Below are 2,267 nucleotides of genomic sequence, written 5' to 3'. Positions count from 1 at the left end.
CATTTCATCAATGCCGTATTGTGCGTGCCACCGAAGAGTTCTGCCGCTCGGGCGGGATCGCACCAGTTGGCGACAATATCACCGGGGCGGCGAGGGTCGATCTTGTAGGGGATTTTCTTTCCGCTGGCTTTTTCAAAAGCCTTCACAACCTCCAAGACGCTGTAGCCGCGGCCGCAGCCCAGGTTGACGGCTATCCACCCCGTGTGCGACATGACGTACGGAAGCGCCTTGGCGTGACCGTCCGCCAGGTCCATTACATGAATGAAGTCGCGGACACCGGTCCCGTCGGGGGTGTCGTAGTCGTTGCCGAATACGTGGAGACATTCGAGACGTCCGCTTGCGACGCGAGCTACGTAGGGGAGCAGATTGTTGGGGATGCCGTTGGGATCCTCACCGATAAGACCGGAAGGATGCGCACCGATAGGGTTGAAATACCGCAGGCAGACGACGGAAAGTGCCGGGTTTGCAACGCAGCAGTCGGCGAGGATCTGCTCGATATGAAGTTTCGTTCGGCCATAGGGATTAGTTGCTTCGCCTGTCGGACAGTCTTCCGTGAGCGGGAGCTTCTCGGGCGTACCGTAGACGGTTGAAGACGACGAGAAGATCAGGCGCGAAACGCCGGTGTTCTTCATCGCTTGAAGCAGCCGCAGTGTGCCGACGATGTTGTTGTCGTAATACTCAAGCGGCTTCGAAACCGACTCGCCGACGGCCTTGAGACCGGCGAAATGAATGACTGCGTCGGTCTGCGTTTCCTTCAGCGCCTTTTCAAGAGCGGTTTTATCTCGAATATCGCCCTCAATGAACAGCGGCCTGCGACCCGTGATCTTTTCAATGCGGTCAACGACGCCGGCATCCGAGTTCGACAGGTTGTCGTAGAGCACAACATCGTGACCGGCCTCGAGCAATTGGACGGCGGTATGCGAGCCGATGAAACCCATGCCGTCGGTGAGCATCTTCATTTCCGGACTGTTCATCGAACGGTCCGGTTTTTTATTGGAGGCGCAGAACGCAGCTTTGCTTCCAAGCGATAAGCCGTGCTTGATGACGTTCTCTTCATCGATCGGTGTATCGCCTAGGTCTACGGCGCTTGCTTGTCGCGGCCTGCATCCCAAGGCTTGAGCACGTTCGATCAGGCCTTCGTTTTCAATGAAGTCTCGTCCGGATTCGACAGCGGTTGCCAATGTTTTGAAACGAGTTTGGTCGAACTTCTCGCAAATCCCAGGCCCGGGCAGATCGAACGAGCGCATACCGCAGCGGCCGTATTGAGCGGAAGGTTCGACGACGGATTCGATAGCGGAAAAAATGAACGGTGCCGAAGAGCTTCCTCCGCGAACGACGACGCAACACAGATTCGTCGAAAACCCGCGTATACGTCAATTTCCTTTTTACGGCCAAATCGCGGCCTTACACTGAAAGAAGGTATCGATCGACTTTCAATCGGAGATATACAAATGCGGGCAACTTCGACGTTGAAGAAATCTTTCAAATCCAAAGAATCCTTTAAGAAGTCCCTGATAACAACTGCAGTTGCTGCGGCTGTTGCACTATCTTCCGGTTTTGCATCGGCCGCATCCGATCAGCCGACACTCACGGAGCCGGTCAAGGCCGGCAACTGGTCGGCTTCTCTTAATCGTACGGAAGGCGGCAACTACGACATCAACGTCTTCGACCAGCTTGTCACAGGTGCCGGCGAACGGACGCTGAATGTTGAAAAGTCATTTTCGCAAACCGACTTTGAAGCGGTTAAGGCGCTCGACGGCTTCGGAGAGTTCGGCAACTATTATGACGACGATGACATCAATCCCTATCAAGTCGGGATGGTTGACGGCGTATTCATTAACGGCGCCGATACCGACGTTACATTCAACAATGCGTCGGTTGTCGTAACCGGCGGCACCCTGGACGGGAATCCGTATGTGGAAATCGGCGGCGTTTATCACCGCGAGGGTGCTGCCGAATATACCGGTGCTTCAACGAACATTCACGTTTCGAGTGCTGCGGCAGTTGACGCTGATGAAGAATCCTGGGTTTACGGGTACGCTCTCGATAATCCGCTCGGGTTTGCCGAAACCCAGCGCCGGGTGACATTCTCGGCCGGCAAAACCGACATTGCGGCCGAATCGACGAACGAGAACGGTCTTGACGTGATTGCGTTCGCTGTCTCGACCGATGCGGTGGACAATCCCGCTGTCACCTTCGCCCGCGGCGAGACCACGATCACGGCGTCGACGGCGAATGACGACATGTGGGCTTATGCGCTTTACATG

The 2,267-nt window shown here is 55.6% G+C and carries 2 protein-coding genes; one reads left to right on the top strand and one right to left on the bottom strand.

Features of this window, described 5'->3' with window-relative positions; translation table 11 throughout:
* A partial coding sequence (gene galE, locus H6A60_RS10995) for a UDP-glucose 4-epimerase GalE (RefSeq protein WP_338054870.1) occupies positions 1-974 on the bottom strand: 974 nt, incomplete at its 3' end.
* A gap of 141 nt (positions 975-1,115) precedes the next feature.
* On the opposite strand from galE, the gene H6A60_RS10990 reads away from it, so the two are divergent.
* Positions 1,116-2,267 (top strand): hypothetical protein (locus H6A60_RS10990; RefSeq protein WP_205104562.1); only part of this gene is annotated, 1,152 nt, incomplete at its 3' end.

Origin of the sequence: Sutterella massiliensis (genome assembly GCF_016899755.1) — a bacterium.
Taxonomy (GTDB): Bacteria; Pseudomonadota; Gammaproteobacteria; order Burkholderiales; family Burkholderiaceae_F; genus Sutterella; species Sutterella massiliensis.
The sequence above is the reverse complement of the archived record's forward strand: the minus strand, read 5'-3'. Positions and strand labels throughout refer to the sequence as shown.